The following is a 17,814-nucleotide window of genomic DNA, read 5'->3' on the forward strand; positions in this document are numbered from 1 at the left end:
CATGAAGTTAAAAGCGATTTTAAATAAGATAAAGCCAGCCCCAAACGGCACGCAAGCACAGGTGGCCCTGTTAAGCAGCGATGCTATTTATGTCCCTGCTGCGGACAATAGCGTCATTGCTACGCCAATCATGAATGGCGATTGGGAGAGTGCTCTGAAAAAATCACTGGCAAGTGATGCTTTCAATAGTGCCCGCCTACAATTGATTGTTAGTGCGAATTACTACCAGACCTATCAGATTGATAAACCGGAAATTCCTGAAAGTGAATGGCCGGTTGCACTCCCTTTCCTACTCAAAGATCTGGTTTCAGAGCGCGTCACTGAGATCACAGCCAGTGCGGTTGCTCTGCCAACATCGAATAAACTTCAAGTTTATGTTCTTGCGAAAAAGCTACTCGATAAACTCCTAAGCGTCGTCAACCAAGCTCAAGTAGAACTCTGCGGTGTGGCTCCTGAAGATGAGCTATGGGGTTACAGTGCAGGTGAGTTGTCGAACTTTATACTGCTACAACGCAGCAAAAATGCTCACTTTAAGCTAGGCGCTTTTGTTGAGCATACGGTGTGTTTCCAACGTTCTATTCGTAGCGTAGTACCGCCACTGACTGGAGTTGCCTCCAGCGCTTTGCAGATGGATGGTTTAGCACTTGAACTGCAACGATCAATTGACTATCTCTCTTCACAAATTAAGGGTGTTCAGCTACGACAGCTAAAAATATGCTGTGATGAAGAGGACGAAGCTGAATTAAAAGAAGCGTTATCGAATACCTTAAGTTCGAGTGTTTCTTTGATCAGTGAAAATGGACGCGAAAGCTCGGAATCTTTGCTTGTCGAATTGGCGCAAGCGCATTCCGAATTCAAAGTTAATCTCTATCCAGAGCATTTAAAGCCGAAAAAAGAGTACTTTACTCTGACGAATGTGGCTGCATCTTGGGTTTTAGTTTCTGCTGTGATGTTTGCCGCTTACGGTTTTATGCACTACCAGGCGACTAATATCGATGACAAACTGATTGTTCTTCAACAAAAATCTAATCAATTAAATAGTCATGTTAAGCAGCTTAATGCCAAATTGGCGCAACATAAGCCTTCTCCAGAGAAAGTGGCTGCCGTTGAGCGTCTCAAACGTGAGATTCAGGCTAAAAAAGATGCCTTACTGGCAGTAGGTCAATACGACGAGAGCCAGCAGATCGGGTATTCTGGCGTCATGAACGCTCTGGCCAAATTAGGGCGTAATGATATCTCGCTTTCTCGCATTTATATGACTCATGATTCGCTTGATCTATCAGGTTTCGCTCGCAGTGCCGAGGTGATTCCTAATTGGGTTGGGCAATTCAAAAATGAGCTCAATCTCGTGGGTCGCGCGTTTGAAAAACTGAAGATTGGTCGTAATGACCAAGATGTTGTGACGTTTGAATTAAGCACCCGCAGGGAGAATTAAGAATGCAAAGGTGGGAGCAGTATAGCGATAAATTCCTAGCGCTAAGCTCGAGAGAAAAATGGCTGGTTTTACTGTGTGGTTTCGTCGGTCTGTTTATGCTCCTATTCAGTGTGTTGGTTGAGCCAGCATACAATGACTTGCAGGCAAAGCGTGCAAAAAGCATGAGCTTAACTCAGTCAAACCAAAGGCTTGAAGGTGAGTTGTTAGTACTGCAAGCCAAACTCAACAAAAACCCAGATAAAGAAATCGATGTTGAGTTCAAATCATTAATGGTTCAAAGCCAAGAGCTTTCTGTTGAGCTGTCTCAGATTATCGATGGTCTGATTTCACCATCGCAGATGACACAACTTCTAGAGAGTGTTTTGAGCTCAGGCAAAGGGTTGAAACTTGCGTCATTAGAGTCGCTAAAACCAGAGCCTATTTCGAATAAGAAAAGCACCAGTGAGTATTCGGGGTATTACGTACACCCTGTTCGTATGGAGTTAACGGGCTCCTACTTTGATATTTCAGCTTATTTACACGCACTGGAATCTCTTCCTGTTCGTTATTACTGGCGAACCTTTCAATACAAAGTAGAAGAGTACCCACAAGCTCGTTTGGTGTTTGAGGTTTACACATTAGGGACAAGACAGGAGTTCATTGGTGGTTAGAGTTCTTTTACTGTCTCTGCTGTTTTGCAGCTCTTCGGTCTTGGCTGAGCAGGATCCAACGGCTCCGTTGGGGTGGTTAGTACCCAAAGAGCAGAAAGTAGCACCTGTAAAAAAAGCCCCAACTCGTTATCGCTTACCTGAGTTGCAGAGCATTGTTTGTAAAGGTGAAAGCTCATGTTATGCCATTTTAAATGGTCAGGTTGTCTCGCAAGGCGAGGTGATTCGTGGGTACAAGGTAAAAAATATAGATTCAGAATACGTCACTCTTCAGAGAAGTACTCAGCAGTGGAAGTTGGAGCTGTTCTCTTTGGATATTAAGAAGAATTAAGGTTTGAGTGAAGACATGCGTAAACTTGTAGTAGCAATTTTAGTTTCATCTTTAGTCGGTTGTTCAATGGGCCACCGCGACCCAGTAGAGATCAAAGAGTCTTTAAATGAGTCCATTAATGAAGCCAATAGCCGAGCACTGAGTGAGTTACCCTCATCGGTTCAAGACGATCTTATGCCGCAATTTGACGATGATCCAATGTCGCCAAGTATGGAAACGGTCAAGCGTTTTCGTATTCAAGCCAACCGAGTTGATGCTCGAGCTTTCTTCGCGAGCTTAGTAAAAGGCACCGAATTTAGCGCAGCGATTCATCCAAGTGTCACAGGTAACATTACCGTTAACCTAACTGACGTCACACTGGATGAGGTGCTGTCGGTTGTACAAGATCTTTACGGCTACGATATCGAAAAGCGTGGTAAGGTTATTCAAATCTTCCCTGCTGGCCTTCGTACCGTGACAATTCCTGTCGATTACTTACAGCTTAAGCGAGCAGGTCGCTCATTGACGACCATTACAACGGGTACGATTACTAATTCCGATTCCAACTCATCGAGCTCTTCTAGTTCAAGCTCTAGTTCGAATAGCTCTTCTACGTCTTCAAGCTCCTCTTCATCAACCGGCGGTACTGAGATCGAAACCACTTCAGAGAGTGATTTCTGGCCTCAGTTAGAAGCGGCGGTTACGCACTTGATCGGCAGTGGTAATGGTCAAAGTGTGGTCGTGACACCTCAAGCGAGTGTTATTACCGTACGAGCTTACCCAGATGAGATCCGCGAAGTACGTCAGTTCTTGGGGATTTCTCAAGAGCGATTACAGCGTCAGGTTATCTTGGAAGCTAAGATCCTTGAAGTGACGTTGAGTGATGGTTACCAACAAGGCATTAACTGGACCAAAATGTTCTCGTCTAACGGTACTAACTACACCATTGGTACTGGCAACATTGTTAAAGACGCGGCGGGTGCGATTACTCCAGTGACGCTACCGGGGCTTGACCCTGTTGGGGCGCTGCTAGGTGGTCAATCAAACATTGTTGTTTCTGGCGGTAGCTTTGAAGCCGTGTTGAGCTTTATGGGTACCCAAGGTGATCTGAACGTACTTTCTAGCCCTCGAGTGACGGCATCAAACAACCAAAAAGCGGTGATCAAAGTCGGTACTGATGAGTACTACGTGACGGATCTATCAAGTGCAGTCGGCAGCGGTGATAACGCCAATGTTGCACCAGAAGTAGAGCTAACGCCATTCTTCTCGGGTATCTCTCTCGATGTCACGCCTCAGATTGATGATAAAGGTAATGTGTTCCTTCATGTTCACCCGGCGGTTATTGATGTGAGCGAGGAGACCAAATCTCTAAACCTTGGTTCAACAACCGGTACCGTAGAGTTGCCATTGGCAAGAAGTTCAATCCGTGAGTCGGATTCGGTGATTCGTGCTCGTAATGGCGATGTTGTTGTGATCGGTGGCTTGATGAAGTCGAATGTCAGTGATGTGACCTCAAAAGTCCCATTCTTTGGTGATATTCCGGCGCTTGGTCATCTGTTCCGTAATACCAGCCAACTGACACAAAAGACCGAGCTGGTTATCTTGCTCAAACCGACCATTGTTGGTGTGAACACGTGGCAGAGTGAGCTTGAGCGTTCTCGCGATCTTCTGCAGCAGTGGTTCCCGGATGAAGAGTAATTTGCAGTTTTGCGCTATGGCGGCATCTTAGAGGTGAGCACCTATGTATCAAGCTCACTTCGGTTTTGAACAACCGCCATTCTCTCTAACGCCAAATACTGATCTCTTTTATGGCTTAGCGCCGCATTTTGAAGCGATTCAGACGGTGATTTCGGCTCTCGATATGGGAGAAGGGGTCATTAAAATTACCGGTGAAGTCGGGACAGGCAAAACTATGGTTTGTCGTATGTTGATAAACCATCTAGATGACAACACGGCATTGATTTATCTGCCTAACCCTGTGCTCTCTGGCGATGACTTGCGATACACCGTCGCCAAAGAGTTGGGGATTGACGTTCAAGATAGAGCGATGCTGGTGGATGAGATCCAACACAAGCTGATTGATTTGAATCGCTCAGGTCAAAGGGTAGTTGCTATTTTAGATGAAGCTCAGGCTTTGTCGGATGAAGCACTCGAGACGCTACGTTTGTTCGGTAACTTAGAGACGGAATCGATGAAGTTGCTACAGATAGTATTGCTCGGTCAGCCAGAGCTGGAGACCCGCCTAAGTGCACATCATTTAAGGCAATTTCGTCAACGAATCTCCTTTAGTTCTTGTTTACGAACTCTCAATCTCGATGAGACTGTGGCCTATATCGACAATCGAATCAGCAAGTCTGGTGGTTCATCAAGCATATTTAGTTTGAATCACAAGAAAGCAATTTGGCGTTCGAGTAGAGGGGTGCCAAGGCTAATCAATCAACTGTGTCACAAAGCGCTGTTAATGGCGTTTAGTGAGCACAAGCAAGCAGTAGAGAATCAGCACCTTTTTTCAGCGATGCATGAAACCTATGATGTATCGAAACCTAAGTTTAAAAAGCCAATTTTGTGGGGTTGGAGCGAATCATGAGTACCATAAATAACGCCTTATCAGAGTTGGCTAAGAAAGAATCGAAAATAGCGATCGAAGCTGCTGAGGTTCCAAAGGTGAGAACTCGCTCCCCATGGGTTTGGGTGGCCGCTGGCTTCTCATTAAGTTTAGCTATGGGCGGATGGGCGGTATCGCAAGGGCCAAGTATTGAATCAGACAGTGTTGCGTTAAGTCATTCCGTTAATGATGACGTAGCCTCAAAAGGCTCAGCTTCGTCAGCCGTGATCTCGGATTCACCAACGAAAAGATTGGTCGTCACTGAGACACAATCAACGCCTGCGCAAATTCAGAATACTGCTAAAACATCAACATTAAGTGCTAAGCCCGCTGTAACAACCAATAAACCGGCTCCTATAAAAACGGTTAATACTCAAGCAGAAAAAGCGCCACAGAAACCTGTGCTATTAGCAAGTACGCAAACGGCGAAACCTGAATCTAGTCAGCAAGTTACTCAATCAACAATGCCTGCTCCAGACACTTCATCAACGGTTGAAAATACCTCGAGCGATATCGTTATCAAGCAAGTAGAGCTTACACCCGAACAACTAGCAGCGAATGCCATTGGTCGAGCTAAGAAAGCACTTGATGCCAATAACCTTAACGGTGCATTGCAAGGTTTTACAGAAGCGCTTCGCTACACACCTCGTGATGAAGAGGTAAGACAAAAGCTCGCGATTCTCTATTTTGGTAAAGGCGATACTCGAAGAGCCTATGAGCTGCTGCAAGCTGGGATTCGTTTGAACAATGACAGTGAAGCATTGCGATTGGGGCTTTCGAAGTTATTGGTGAAAGCAGATCAAGCTGAAGCTGCACTGAGCCCATTACTGCATTTACCTAATAATGCATCGAAAGAGTACCTTGCGATGCGTGCTGCTCTGAGCCAAAAATCTCAGCAAGAAACTATTGCGCTAGAGAGCTATCAAAAACTAACCGAATTAGAACAAGACAACGCGCGTTGGTGGTTAGGTTTAGCCATTCAACAAGAGCGTCAGCTGATGTTTGACCAGGCGAAACAGTCGTATCAAAACTCACTGGTTCGTGTTGGCATCTCATCACAATCTCAAAGTTTTATCCGCGATAGGCTAAAAGTAATCTCAGACCTAGAGGGCACCCAGAATGCAGATTAGATTAAGAAAAAGACTCGGTGACCTATTAGTAGAAGAAGGCATTATTACTGAGGCGCAAGTTGAACAAGCGCTTGCTGCCCAAAAAAGCTCGGGTCGTAAGTTAGGCGATGCGCTGATTGAGCTCGGGTTTCTATCTGAGCAACAGATGCTGAGCTTCTTGTCTCAACAACTGGATATTCCTCTTATTGATTTGAGCCGTGCTGCCGTCGATGTTGAAGCGGTTCAACTGCTTCCTGAAGTGCATGCACGACGTCTTCGTGCTCTGGTTATTGGTCGCCAAGGTGATACTTTACGTGTCGCGATGAGTGATCCTGCTGACTTGTTCGCCCAAGAAGCACTGCTTGGCCAATTAGGTGACTACGCATTGGAGTTCGTGGTTGCGCCAGAGCGTCAACTCGTTGATGGCTTTGACCGTTATTACCGTCGTACGAAAGAGATCGCTTCTTTTGCTGAGCAGCTAGAAGCAGAGCACCAAGTGAATGAGGCCTTTGACTTTGATATCGCTGATGAAGACAGTGATGAAGTTACGGTTGTTAAGCTCATCAACTCGCTGTTTGAAGATGCAATTCAAGTCGGCGCTTCTGATATCCATATTGAGCCTGATGCCAATGTACTACGCTTGCGTCAACGTATTGATGGGGTGTTGCACGAAACCTTGCTTAACGAAGTGAACATCGCGTCTGCTTTAGTTTTACGTTTAAAGTTGATGGCGAACTTGGACATCTCCGAGAAGCGTCTTCCACAAGATGGTCGTTTTAATATTCGTGCTAAAGGGCAGTCTGTTGATATCCGTATGTCGACAATGCCAGTACAGCATGGTGAATCTGTGGTTATGCGTCTGCTTAACCAGTCTGCTGGGCTGCGTAAACTCGAATCGTCGGGTATCCCTGCTGATCTATTAGTACGCCTACGTAAGCAGCTGCGTCGACCACACGGTATGATCTTGGTAACAGGCCCGACAGGTTCTGGTAAAACGACTACGTTGTACGGTGCTCTGAGTGAGCTTAATGAGCCGGGTAAAAAGATCATTACTGCAGAAGATCCTGTGGAATACCGTCTACCGCGTATTAACCAAGTACAGGTTAACCCTAAAATTGACCTCGACTTCTCAACCATCCTAAGGACTTTCTTGCGTCAGGATCCCGACATTATCCTAATTGGTGAGATGCGTGACCATGAAACGGTCGAGATTGGCTTGCGTGCTGCATTAACAGGTCACTTGGTATTGAGCACGCTTCACACTAACGATGCCGTCGATAGTGCACTGCGTATGATGGATATGGGCGCTCCGGGTTATCTGGTTGCCAGTGCGGTTCGTGCGGTTGTCGCGCAACGACTGGTTCGTAAAGTGTGCAGCGATTGTAAGGTAGAAGATGAATTAGATGATGCACGTAAACAGTGGCTTAGCGAACGATTCCCGAATCAGGTTTCTGCATCATTTGTAAAAGGTCGCGGCTGTCAAAACTGTAACCTAACCGGTTATCGCGGTCGAATCGGTGTCTTTGAGATGTTAGAGCTTGAGCAAAATATGATGGATGCTCTACGTGCTAATGATGCGGTGGGCTTTGCTCAAACAGCAAGACGCTCTGAAAACTATAAACCATTGCTCGCATCGGCGATGGAACTGGCGTTGCAAGGGGTAGTGAGCCTAGATGAGATCATGCACCTTGGTGAAGGTGATGCGTCTGGCTCGACAGACCCAATCTTGTTGTAGAGGTGTAGAGTATGCCAACTTATCGTTATGTTGGTCGCGGTTCCGACGGGCGTCAGGTTTCCGGGCAATTAGAAGCGAATAGTGAAGAGCTTGCTGCTGAGAGTTTGATGGGTAAAGGGATCATCCCAACCTCAATCAAACTAGGAAAAAGTGGCGAGTCGGTATTGGAGATGGATGTCTCCAGTCTATTTTCGCCTAACGTTCCTTTAGAGGTTCTCGTTCTTTTTTGTCGACAGTTATACAGCTTGACCAAAGCGGGTGTTCCTTTGCTGCGCTCAATGAAAGGTCTTACCCAGAACTGTGAGAACAAGCAACTTAAAGCCGCTCTTGAAGAGGTGAGTAACGAGCTCACTAACGGCCGTGGTCTTTCAGCTTCGATGCAAATGCACCCTAAGGTATTTAGTCCGTTGTTTGTTTCGATGATTGGCGTGGGTGAGAACACTGGTCGATTGGATCAGGCATTGCTTCAACTCGCAGGTTATTACGAACAAGAAGTCGAGACTCGCAAGCGCATTAAAACCGCTATGCGTTACCCAACCTTTGTGATCAGCTTTATCTTGGTTGCGATGTTTGTGTTGAACATTAAGGTGATTCCTCAATTCACTACAATGTTTGCGCGCTTTGGTGTCGACCTTCCACTGCCAACTCGAATCCTGATTGGTATGTCGGATTTCTTCGTCAACTACTGGATGTTGATGGTTGGGGTGATTGTCGGTTTGATATTCGCATTTAAGGCTTGGGTGAAAACCGATAAAGGCTTAGAAAAGTGGGATAGGTTCCGCCTCAAAATGCCTGTAATTGGTGGCGTGGTCAATCGAGCACTGCTATCACGTTTTTCACGAACCTTTGCCTTGATGCTTAAAGCGGGCGTGCCATTGAACCAATCTTTGGCTCTGTCGGCGGAAGCTCTGGATAATCGATTCTTAGAGCTGCGTGTTCAAGAGATGAAATCGGCGATCGAGGCGGGTAGTACTGTCTCTTCAACCGCAATTAATAGCGAAATTTTCACGCCACTGGTGATACAAATGATCTCGGTGGGTGAAGAGACGGGTCGCATTGATGAGCTGTTACTGGAAGTTTCTGACTTTTATGACCGAGAAGTGGACTACGACTTGAAAACTCTGACCGCGCGTATTGAGCCTATTTTGCTCGTGATCGTAGCCGGAATGGTGTTGATATTGGCTCTGGGTATTTTCTTGCCGATGTGGGGCATGCTCGATGCAATCAAAGGGTAGTGAATGATAAATAACCTACGACGCTCACGTTTTGTCATTTGGAGTGTGGTTATTCTGTCTATTATTACTGGGCTTTTAGCCGCGTGGCGAACAGTAGAAACTGAGGCGACGAACACCGCTTTGATCGTGGCGAGCAAGCGTATATTAGACCGTGCGAACCGTTATAAGCAGCAGTATCTCCTAAATAGCCGTCAGCAATTTAGCGATGCAGGGGAACCATTAGGATATAGCCGAACAGGTTGGTTATTACCTATTGATCAGGGCGATGTAAGTTGTGATTATTGGTTGAAACAGTTATATCCTGACGGGCGAGTTTTAGGTTTAGATAACCCTGAAGTGGAAGACTTGAGCGATCAATTTGAGTATCACTGTCGTTACCAATATACCGAAAAACACCAAATAGAGATTTTACTCAAAGGTGAACGTTTTCGCGTCAAGGCCAATATTTTGGCTTAGTAAAAATATTGACAGTTTTCCTATGGTTTTATAGGCGTGCATATGTATAATGCGCATTAGTAATTAGATGAGAAGGTAGAAAATGCTTAAAAATCAAAAGGGTTTCTCCCTTGTCGAATTAGTTATCGTGATTGTAGTGGTCGGTTTATTGGCTGTAGCAGCACTCCCTAAGTTTCTGGATGTGACTGACGAAGCGAAAAAATCGAGCATTGAAGGTGTCGCTGGTGGGTTTGCGACGGCAGTTTTGTCTGCTCGCGCGCAATGGGAAGCAGAAGCTCGCCCAACAACGACAATTGGGGTTGAAACATACAATACTGTAAATTATGATGGTGTTGATTTTTGGTTAACGAGATCGAAAGACAGCAACAATATCGATACTGATTTTCGTGATGGCTACCCTTGGGCAGTTAATGAGAATTCAAACTCATTTCCACAAAGCCTAACTAACGAAATTTGTTCTGAGTTGATGGACAATCTTCTGCAAAACCCGCCAAAAGTAGGGGATGTGGATGTAGTCGCTAACGACAGCAACTACAAGTACTCAGCGGAAGCGAATACAAGTGATGCGACCTGTACTTACGTTCAATTGGAAGGTAATACTGGACATCAGTTTGTTTATGAAGTCAAAACTGGTCGTGTGACCGTAACTTTGCAGTAACTCTGCATTAAACATAGAGAGAGCTAAACTATGAAAAAACAAGGCGGTTTCACCCTAATCGAATTAGTGGTAGTAATTGTTATCCTAGGTATTCTTGCTGTAACTGCAGCACCACGTTTCCTAAACCTGCAAGATGATGCGAAAGAGGCTGCGCTTGAAGGACTTGCTGGTGCAATGAATGGTGCTGCTGGTATTACTTTTGGTAAAGCAGCTATTTCGGGCCTAGAGGCTAGCGCAGACTCAGCGATTTCTGAAGGAAACACTACAATTGAGATCGTTTACGGCTACCCTGAGGCAAGTTCTGCTGGTATCGGTGCTGCTACTGATCTAGATGGCTTCGTTGTATTGAAAGCAGGTACTGCAGCAACTGAAGGTGCGACTGTAGATTATGGCCTTCCTGGTTACACAACACAGTGTGTGCGTTACACAGCGGCAACTTCAGCAGCTCAAGCAACAGCGCGTGTAGTTGATGGTAGTTCAACGCAAAATGCGACAGTCTGCCAATAAGCCTATTGATCTTATTAAAGGCCAGCACCTGCTGGCCTTTTTTCTATCTACCACATATTACGGCTAAAACAATTGGTAGTGATACAATTTTACTTATCAATATCTTGTATACTCGAAGTCACACCGTAGTGAGAGGTTTGTGATGAAGAAAAGTCTCCCAAGTAATGGCTTTACCCTAATAGAACTGATCACGGTTGTTATTTTACTGGCGATTCTCTCTACCTATGCTTCTAGTCGCTACTTTGGTGTAAGTTCTTTTAATAGCGACTTGCTCAAAAGTGAGCTGACTTCTTCTCTTCGTTTAACCCAGTTACGAGCAATGCATCGGAGTGAGCTTTGTAACCGATGGGGTATCGTTCAAAACCAAGCTGGTCAAATGTCTGAAGATGAAGATGCGATATGTTTATCTACTCTAAATCAATCTGACAGCAGTTTTGTAGATCTTGCGAATTATGATGCAACTATTTTTTTAACGTCTGCTGATGGCTCCCAGTTTATCGACTTTGATAGTATGGGCCGCCCAAGACAATGCGCTACCGGCAGCGGTCAATGTACATTAACCGCTCAACCTAAATCTGGTTTGTCGTTCTCGGTTTGTATTAATACGCAAGGGGGAATTCATGATTGCTAAATTCAGAGGCTTTACGCTAATTGAAATGGTTATTGTGATTACCATTCTTGCCATTGCTATCACTGGTGTGACGGCTTCCTTGTTTCCTCTGGGGAAGCAAAGTGCTGATCAGGCAGCTGCAGTTAAAGCAGCTGAGCTAGGGCGTGCTGTTATGGATGAAATATTAGGTCGTAACTTTGATCATAAATCTGGCCCTAATGGTGGTTTACCTAACTGTATCCCAAAGTTAGTAGATGATGCAGAATCGTGTACTGTACCGGAAGATTTAGGTCCTGATGATGGTGAAGACTTTTCTGACAAATCAGCTTTTAATGATGTTGATGATTTCAATGGATTGACGGGGTTAGTTACCGATGTGCTTGATGAGGATCTTCAAGGAATAAATGCCGGCTATACGGATTACAGAATCAACATTGAAGTTTTTTACGAAGTAGATGATTCTGGAACAATGTTAGGGCAAGCCTCCTCAACGGCTACTCATTATAAGCGTATAAATATCGTAATTACTGATCGTCAAGGTCAAGATTATCCAATTTCAGCGATTAGGGGTAACTTTTGATTAAGATTCAAGGATTCACTCTAATAGAGATGGTGGTATCTATTATTTTATTAGGTATCGTTGGGTTATTTTCTGGGGAAGTTATTCGTCAGTCTCTTGTGCTTTATTCTGATGTCGAGGTTCGAAGTTCATTAATTCAACAGGGTCGTTTTGCTACTGAAAGGTTGCGACGTGAGATTCGTGAGGCTGTACCAAATAGTGTCGTAACCAACTCAACTGGAAGTTGTGTTGAGTTCTTTCCAATTGTTAATAGCGGTATCTATACTAATTTACCAACCACCTCTTCAAGTAATACTTTGAGGGCTCTACCTTTTATTGATGCTGGTGAGAAAGGAGACCGTATAACGGTATATCCTACTTCTAATTTCCAACTTAGAGATAACATTGCTCTCACTGATAGCCAAGTCGCAATAATAGAGAATGAAATCGACTTCTCTCCTTCTATATCTTCAACAATGATCGATATTGAACTTACTTCGTCAATGACGTTTGGCAATAACTCTCCTGCGAATCGATTTTATATTTATTCTCAACCTGTTGCATTTTGCTTCGTGGGGGATGAACTAAGGCGATACGATGGCTATGGAATAGACCGAACCCTAGAGCCTGGGGATACTACATTGGGGCAAGGTGTAACCTTAATTGATGGCCTATTAGGTGTGAATTTTGTAACTCAGGAAGCTCAGCTGCAAAGAAATGGCTTGGTTAAAATAGAGTTGACGCTTGCTAACAATGGTGAGGTTATAAGGTTTGATGATGATGCGCTTGTCTACAATACGCCGTAAACAGCAAGGTAGCGGACTGATATTGGTTATATTTATGCTTGTTGTAGTTATAGGGTTGGTCGGATTTGTTGCCAATCGAAATCAAGAGCGAGATAGCGCTCAACTTCTTGCTTCAGTCATTGGAGCAAGAGCTGAAATGGCAGCAAGATCTGGTGCCCAAATTGAAATTAGTCGATTTTATCAAACAGATAATACAGGAAGTTGCCATTTAGGTGCCCCTCAAACAATCAACTATAATGGTGATGGCCTGGATCAATGTTCTGTAACCGTAGTGTGTAATGGAATCGGCGTAATGGATACTGGTGCTGTAGTTCGCCAGTTAGTTTCGACCGGGCAATGTACCGTTGGGCAATGGACATTACAAAGAGTAATTCGGGTAGGGCTTCGTGATGATTAGGTTAGTATTATTGTTTTGTCTAGTCTTCAATGTTTCGACAGCATTTAGCCAAGACTATTATGTAGGTTCTGCAATACGGAAGCTACCTCCATGCTCTGTTCCATACACGTTCCCTGCTCATAAAGTATACAAGTGCAGTGGTGTCGTAGAGCTCTCTGCAGGCGATAACCTCTACCCATCAACAACATCAACCTTAGTCGCAACTGGTGGCTTTGTCTTACGTGGCAGCAACAATATACAAGGACAATCGAACAAGAAACTCGGTCTTGAAGGTGACATTTATTCCTATTATGAAACAAACCTAGACCATGTAATTCTATCTGGAGATGTTCGTTCACAAAACTACATAGATATCGATAACAGTGATATCAATGGAACACTCACTACTGATTATGGTTATGTCAGTGTCAATGGTTCGACGGGAAGCATCGGGGATGTCTTTTCTCACAATGGTGTCTGGATGGATGGCGCCAATGTAGATGGAAATGTAACAACAAGAAACAACATTGTCTCGTTAACCAATGTATCAGGAGGAGTTGGCGACATATATTCTCAAAATGGTGTGTGGGCAGAGAACTCAACGATTGAAGGTGATGTCACAACAACATACCAAACAGTCACACTAATAGAAGTAGACGGTGGAGTTGGTGATATTTATGCTCAAAATGGTGTTCGGGTTGAGAACTCAAATGTTGAAGGCGATGTGACGACACAGTACGGCACTATTACCATTGAGGACTCAAGCGGAGGCTTTGGTGATTTAAGTGCTCAAGGAAAGATTGAAGTTATTGATACCACGATTAACGGTAATTTAGTCAATACATGGAATGGTATTACGTTAAGTGGAACGACGCATATTACCGGAGATGTCACCTCTTTTGGGGATAGTAATAATGGTGTCGTGTACTTCAATGATGAGGCATCTGTCGATGGCATATGTTTATATATAACTGTACCTGAGGATGCTTGCGGTAGTGGAATTTTTCCTGAACCTATTGCGCTTTATCATTTTGATGAATCTAGCTGGAGTGGTACTGCCAAAGATGTCTTAGATAGCTCTGGAAACGGTTTACACGGTGTCGCAAATAACGGTGCAACGACTGCACCTGCATCAAATAGCTCCGCTTTGCCTAGCATCGATTCCCTAGGTACTTGCGGTTACGGTGTTTTTGATAGTCAACACAATCAATATGTTGAAGTTGCAGACAATGATCTTTTGGATATGGATGGTTCCTTCACTGTTTCCGCCTGGGTTTACCCCAAAAGTAAACCAAGTAATGGAGGGTTACATACTATAGTATCTAAAGATGGTAACTATGAATTCCATATAAACTCGGATAGGCGCATTTATTGGTGGTGGGAAGAGCAAGGTGGTAGTGCTAAATCAATCGTGAGTCAAAAAAAAATAAAACTAAATAAGTGGAGTTTTATAACGATTCAATATAATGCAGTATCTAATGAGGCCAAACTATATATAGATGCCAACAATCATAATAATGATAAGAGAAATTCAAATGCAGCAAGAGTAAATAACAAACCACTGCAAATTGGCCAAGATCAAAATTATTCTGGACGTTATTTTGATGGTCATATTGATGAAGTTCAGATTTTTAATAAAGCTTTGACACAAAGTGAGATCGAGGAGTTGATGGCTCAGCGACATCAATGTTCAGATTCACCTATACTTCAATGTTTTACGGATGAATTTAATAATGATTCATTGTCTGACCTATGGGTTACTTCTAGAAGTAAAGGTTCGTTTACTCCTCAAATTATTGGTAATCGCCTTAGGTTCACTGAAGCCAAAGGAAACCAATCAACTGCTTCAAGCTATCAGCGCCTGTTCCCAGCGGCAAACAACTTAGTTGAGATTGAGTTTGACCACTTTGCATATGGTGGCAATGGTGCAGACGGTATAGCGATTGTTCTATCTGATGCGGCTGTAACACCTAACCCTGGGGCTTTTGGTGGACCATTAGGCTATGGCTTTAAGTCAGGAGAGCCCGGTTTTGCTGGCGGGTGGCTAGGTATAGGCATTGATGAGTATGGTAATTTCTCGAATGAGGGAGGCACAGGAGATAAACCTGGAAGACGCCGGCAAAGTGTAGCTCTGAGAGGTTCTGGCACGAATGAAACAGGCTATGAGTACCTAGCTGGTGCGTGTAACAACGGCACGACAAACGCTAGTGGTAGCTGTTTAGATCCTGAAGTGGACGATAATAACAGCGGGGCGACCCATCGCTATAAAATCGTTGTAGATTCACGTAATAGTGGGGAATCTAATGTTGAGATATTTCGCAAATTGGGCAACGGCAACTGGGATACGATTGTAGGCCCTATCAATGTGCTGGATAACCAATATAGCCAATCTGATATTCCACAGGATTTCTTGCTATCTATTACCGGATCAACGGGTGGTTCAACAAATATCCATGAAATTGATAACTTCCAAGTTTGTGCGCTGGACTCAAGCCCCATTGAAGATCAAATTGACCACTTTAGATTAACGCACTCTGGACAGGAGCTTACTTGTAACGCGGAAAGTGTATTGGTTGAAGCTTGCTTGGATGCTACATGTAGCTCGAGATATACCGGTTCGGTGATCGCACACCTTGCTCCAGCAACTCTGGATGACGGCGGATGGATTGGTGGAAATGTCGTTACCTTCAGCGGTGGAAGCGCAAGCTTTGATATACGTAAAAACCAGATAGGTAGTATCACTTTAGGGGTGACAGGTTCTTCGCCAACCACCAAACCGTTTGCTGAAACATTGTGTAGCAAGGCGGGATCAGGGTTTAGCGCTAATAACTGTGAATTAGAGTTCACTAGCAGCGGTTTTGATCTTGTAATTAATGATAAAATTGCCAACTTGCCTACCACTGCAACACTTAAAGCGGGTGGGAGTTGCGGTCCGGGTTTTGCTAATGAAAGTAAAAGCGTCGCTTTTTGGAGTACCTACGAGTCACCAACGACGAGTGATATAGTTGGAGCGCCGAAAGTTGAAATTGCAGGTAATGAAATAGGAAGTTCGGAATCTACCGCGGCTCCTATTAATGTGCATTTCAATGCTAATGGTGAAGCTCAGCTGCAATTAGATTACCCAGATGCGGGTAAACTTCAACTAAATGTCAAATACACTGGCCAGTCTGGTGAAGATGATGAGGGCCTTGTTGTTGAAGGCGATGGGCAGTTTGTTAGTTTCCCGCAGCGGCTTATCGTAACTGCCAAAAATAGTGCCAATCAATCAGGAGCCTGTGCGAGTGCTAACTTGAGTTGCTCAACTTTTGCTAAAGCAGGAGAGCGATTTAATATCGAGGTAACGGCAGTCAGTGGGTCAGACTTAACGTTAAGTCGAAGTGAAATCACGACACCAAATTATAGTGATAGTGTCGGAATCAAACATCTACTTGTTGAGCCTAGTGGAGAAGCTCTAGGTGAGCTTGTTTTATATGATAGCAGTGATGAACCTATCACGACTCCAGAAAGTGTTTTGCTTTCTCTGGGAGAGAAGAAAGTTACTCCAGCAACTATCTCCGAAGTGGGCGTGTTTTCAATCAAGGTTACGCCTCCAGAAACGTACCTAGGCAGCAACTTCCATACTATAGCGCCTGCGACAAGCGCTAATATTGGACGTTTTTACCCTGCATATTTTACGGTTTCTGATTCAAACATATCACCTAATTTGGATGCGTTTTGTTCTACCTTCAGTTATATGGGGCAAGATTTTACCTACGACCAAGTGCCTGAACTTTATCTAGAGCCTAAATCTGTACAAGGCTCTTTAACTCAAAATTACTACCATGCGAACTGGTGGAATTACTCGACGCCATGGGCCGGTCGCAACTACATAGACTCTAATAGCCGGAACATAGTATTTGAAGGTGACGGTGGCACGACGTCAGAGTTTGCATCTGGTCGTATCTATTTAAGTGATGCAGAGTTGATCCGTTATGAGAAAACCGAGCCTGCTATAGCACCGTTTGTTGCCGATTTTAGTTTACACCTTGCGGCAAGTGATTTAATCGATTCAGACAATGTGTGTGTTAAAACTTCGGATAGTAATTCTTTCAATGATTGCCTCTCGTATTCGTTTTCAGATATTGATGAGGATATGGAATTGCGATGGGGGCGGTTACTTATTCATGATACCTATGGTCCAGAAGTCTCGCCTATTCGACAGCGTGTTGAAGTTCAACATTTTGAAAATGGACGCTTTACGGCTAACTTACTTGATTCGTGTACAGACTTAGTTTCTATCAATCGCTTTGATTTGACCTCAGATGATTACACCGTAGTGACATCTGGGATACCAAATCCTCCAGAGGTGAATGCAAGCTTACTGAGTGCTCAAGTTGTGAATGGTGAATCATGGATTGAGTTTTCTGCTCCGGGCGCTGGGGAAGCCGGTTCTATTGATACTGAAATTGACTTAAATGCCCATGCTACTCCCTGGCTTATTGAAAATCTAAATGGCGCAGGTACTGTTTCAGGTATTGCGCAGTTTGGTATCTACCGCGGTAACGATCGTGTAATTTGGTGGAATGAACAAAATTAACTGAACAACTAATGCCCATATTTGTTAACGATCGTGTGATCTATCGAGGCGAAAGTGGTTTAACAGGTCAGTGATAATATAATTTTCACGCACTAAGTTAGGAATCTGTAAGAAAATGCGGGTTTCAGCCCATGTTTATAGTTCAATGCCTTGCTGTTACAGCAAGGCATTGGTACATTTAGTGCAATTT

16 protein-coding genes are annotated in these 17,814 nt (G+C 44.2%); all 16 read left to right on the top strand.

What is annotated here, in order from left to right:
• Position 1 precedes the first annotated feature (1 nt).
• The 16 genes from OCV50_RS01605 to OCV50_RS01680 all read left to right on the top strand — a co-directional run bounded on the left by OCV50_RS01605 (position 2) and on the right by OCV50_RS01680 (position 17,624).
• Positions 2–1,435 (top strand): MSHA biogenesis protein MshI, encoded by a 1,434-nt coding sequence (locus OCV50_RS01605; protein WP_261903538.1) that lies wholly within the window; start codon positions 2–4, stop codon positions 1,433–1,435.
• A 2-nt stretch (positions 1,436–1,437) separates the two neighbouring features.
• Positions 1,438–2,085 (top strand): type 4a pilus biogenesis protein PilO, encoded by a 648-nt coding sequence (gene pilO / locus OCV50_RS01610; protein ID WP_261903539.1) that lies wholly within the window; start codon positions 1,438–1,440, stop codon positions 2,083–2,085.
• On the top strand, positions 2,078–2,413 hold the full coding sequence (locus tag OCV50_RS01615; RefSeq protein ID WP_261903540.1) for an MSHA biogenesis protein MshK: 336 nt from the start codon (positions 2,078–2,080) through the stop codon (positions 2,411–2,413). Before pilO ends, OCV50_RS01615 begins: the two co-directional genes overlap by 8 nt.
• Before the next feature lie 15 nt (positions 2,414–2,428).
• Positions 2,429–4,090 (top strand): pilus (MSHA type) biogenesis protein MshL, encoded by a 1,662-nt coding sequence (gene mshL, locus OCV50_RS01620; protein ID WP_261903541.1) that lies wholly within the window; start codon positions 2,429–2,431, stop codon positions 4,088–4,090.
• A gap of 43 nt (positions 4,091–4,133) precedes the next feature.
• Positions 4,134–4,979 (top strand): ExeA family protein, encoded by an 846-nt coding sequence (locus OCV50_RS01625; protein ID WP_261903542.1) that lies wholly within the window; start codon positions 4,134–4,136, stop codon positions 4,977–4,979.
• Entirely contained in the window at positions 4,964–6,127 is a 1,164-nt protein-coding gene (locus OCV50_RS01630) for a tetratricopeptide repeat protein (RefSeq protein ID WP_261904104.1), read from the top strand. The genes OCV50_RS01625 and OCV50_RS01630 overlap by 16 nt, the downstream gene beginning before the upstream one ends.
• Entirely contained in the window at positions 6,117–7,841 is a 1,725-nt protein-coding gene (locus tag OCV50_RS01635; RefSeq protein ID WP_261903543.1) for a GspE/PulE family protein, read from the top strand. Before OCV50_RS01630 ends, OCV50_RS01635 begins: the two co-directional genes overlap by 11 nt.
• Before the next feature lie 11 nt (positions 7,842–7,852).
• On the top strand, positions 7,853–9,076 hold the full coding sequence (locus OCV50_RS01640) for a type II secretion system F family protein (protein WP_261903544.1): 1,224 nt from the start codon (positions 7,853–7,855) through the stop codon (positions 9,074–9,076).
• Positions 9,077–9,079: 3 nt separating this feature from the next.
• Entirely contained in the window at positions 9,080–9,532 is a 453-nt protein-coding gene (locus OCV50_RS01645) for an MSHA biogenesis protein MshF (protein WP_261903545.1), read from the top strand.
• An 82-nt stretch (positions 9,533–9,614) separates the two neighbouring features.
• Complete coding sequence (locus tag OCV50_RS01650; protein WP_261903546.1) at positions 9,615–10,190, top strand: prepilin-type N-terminal cleavage/methylation domain-containing protein; 576 nt, start codon at positions 9,615–9,617, stop codon at positions 10,188–10,190.
• Between the two features lie 30 nt (positions 10,191–10,220).
• Positions 10,221–10,697: a type II secretion system protein gene (locus tag OCV50_RS01655; RefSeq protein ID WP_261903547.1), complete on the top strand. Its 477-nt coding sequence runs from the start codon at positions 10,221–10,223 to the stop codon at positions 10,695–10,697.
• Positions 10,698–10,839: 142 nt separating this feature from the next.
• Positions 10,840–11,328, top strand: coding sequence for a pilus assembly FimT family protein (locus tag OCV50_RS01660; RefSeq protein ID WP_261903548.1), 489 nt, complete (start codon positions 10,840–10,842; stop codon positions 11,326–11,328).
• Complete coding sequence (locus tag OCV50_RS01665) at positions 11,318–11,887, top strand: prepilin-type N-terminal cleavage/methylation domain-containing protein (protein WP_261903549.1); 570 nt, start codon at positions 11,318–11,320, stop codon at positions 11,885–11,887. Before OCV50_RS01660 ends, OCV50_RS01665 begins: the two co-directional genes overlap by 11 nt.
• 29 nt (positions 11,888–11,916) lie before the next feature.
• Positions 11,917–12,672 carry a PilW family protein gene (locus OCV50_RS01670; RefSeq protein ID WP_315974639.1) on the top strand — a complete coding sequence of 252 codons (756 nt, stop codon included), beginning with the start codon at positions 11,917–11,919 and terminating at the stop codon, positions 12,670–12,672.
• Entirely contained in the window at positions 12,644–13,069 is a 426-nt protein-coding gene (locus OCV50_RS01675; RefSeq protein ID WP_261904105.1) for an MSHA biogenesis protein MshP, read from the top strand. The genes OCV50_RS01670 and OCV50_RS01675 overlap by 29 nt, the downstream gene beginning before the upstream one ends.
• Positions 13,062–17,624: a DUF6701 domain-containing protein gene (locus tag OCV50_RS01680; RefSeq protein WP_261903551.1), complete on the top strand. Its 4,563-nt coding sequence runs from the start codon at positions 13,062–13,064 to the stop codon at positions 17,622–17,624. The genes OCV50_RS01675 and OCV50_RS01680 overlap by 8 nt, the downstream gene beginning before the upstream one ends.
• Positions 17,625–17,814: the final 190 nt, after the last annotated feature.

Source organism: Vibrio fortis (assembly GCF_024347475.1).
Taxonomy (GTDB): Bacteria; Pseudomonadota; Gammaproteobacteria; order Enterobacterales; family Vibrionaceae; genus Vibrio; species Vibrio fortis.